Raw genomic sequence first — 1,520 nt, 5'->3', positions numbered from 1 at the left:
TCAGATTGTAGAGAAACTTATGTTTTTCTACAATCTTTTTTATTTTAGGTGTAAATATGATGAAATAATTTAATAGAAAAAAGCCTCCCACACACCTAGCCTAGCTTCGCTAGGTGTGTGGCAATCTTCTTCATGTTCTGACAGGCAGCTGTAAGAAGAACTTGCTCACTCACGTTTTGTTTTCCCCTCAACCGGCAGTAGCGAAGCCCGTGCAGTTGTTTTGAATCTGCAAAGCTTCGCTCTATTTTTTCTTTTCTTTTTTTATATAGCTCTTTTCCAGAAGCAGACAGACGATTTTCTCTGATCTTTTCTTTGTGTTCCTCCCATACATGTCTTGAGATCACTTTTTGATGTTTTTTCGATCTTGTACAGTTCTCAAGGAAAGGACACGATACGCATTTTTTAGGGTCTGATTTGTAGAATCTATAACCTTTTCGATCAGTTGTTGTATATAATAGCTTCTCACCATTTGGGCATATGTAATGATCATGTTCAGAATCATAATGAAATTTCCACTTCTCAAATAATCCTCTTGTTGGATGAAAGTGTCTATGAGAGATAACACCAAAGATACGGCGATCCGATAAACCTTTACAGATAGGAGTAGTCAAATAACCAGAATCAAGGGCAACAGCTTCTACTTGAAAACCAAATCGGGCGATTTGGTGATCCAATCGATCGAGATACGGAACAGAATCATGGATATTGCCTGGCGTGACATGAGCATCCGTGATGATATTGTACTTCATATCCGTTGTACGGTGGTCTAGGTAGAAAAAGCCTTCCGGTTTGTTTTCACGATAAAGATAGCCACTTTCAGGATCAGTCGTACTTTGGCGTATGTCTTTTTCCGTTTTCACCTCCTCTTTTACCTTTAAGGGCTTTTTTCCGTGTGCCACCCGATCTTCTTGGATCGCTTCTTCTAAATCATTTATATAGTTCTGGGTATCTTGTTCAATCGTTTTTCTCGTATATTTATGTTTATTGGCATTGGCTTTAAGATGAGTTGAATCAGTAAAAAGAACGCGACCTCCTACCATATCATGATTGATGGCTTGAAGCACAATTTCATCAAAGATATCTTGAAAAATTGTTGTATCTTTGAATCGAGTCCGACGATTCCAGCTAATGGTCGAGTGATGAGGAACGGGATCATTGATGTTCAAACCTAAAAACCATCTATACGCCATGTTATAGTAAATTTCTTTTTCAAGTTGTCTTTCAGAACGGATACCATACAGGTATCCGATAAACATCATTTTGAACAAAATAAGTGGATCAAGAGAAGGACGACCTTTATTCTCGCTATAATACGGTTTTACTTTATCTACGATAAATGAAAAATCAATGTACCGATCAATTTTACGAAGCAGATGATCCTCTTCGACCAGTTGATCTAGCAATACAAATTCGGCTTCGTGCTGAGAAGAATTTCTAGTGTGAAACATGAGAAAAAACACCTTCCTTCAGTATGCTTTTCTCTATTATAAAATGGGGGAATGGAAACTTTAAGGAAAAAA

1 protein-coding gene is annotated in these 1,520 nt (G+C 37.5%); it reads right to left on the bottom strand.

The window, feature by feature from the left end; all coding sequences use genetic code 11:
* Positions 1-95: 95 nt before the first annotated feature.
* Positions 96-1,448: an IS1182 family transposase gene (locus tag AWT60_RS18430; RefSeq protein WP_218677605.1), complete on the bottom strand. Its 1,353-nt coding sequence runs from the start codon at positions 1,446-1,448 to the stop codon at positions 96-98.
* Positions 1,449-1,520 lie beyond the last annotated feature (72 nt).

Source organism: Bacillus sp. F2HM (assembly GCF_019266135.1).
Classification (GTDB): Bacteria; Bacillota; Bacilli; order Bacillales; family Bacillaceae; genus Bacillus; species Bacillus safensis.
The sequence above is the reverse complement of the archived record's forward strand: the minus strand, read 5'-3'. Positions and strand labels throughout refer to the sequence as shown.

Coding starts and splice junctions, on each gene's coding strand:
- AWT60_RS18430 (WP_218677605.1), bottom strand. CDS start 1,448: ATGTTTCACACTAGAAATTCTTCTCAGCACGAAGCCGAATTTGTATTG.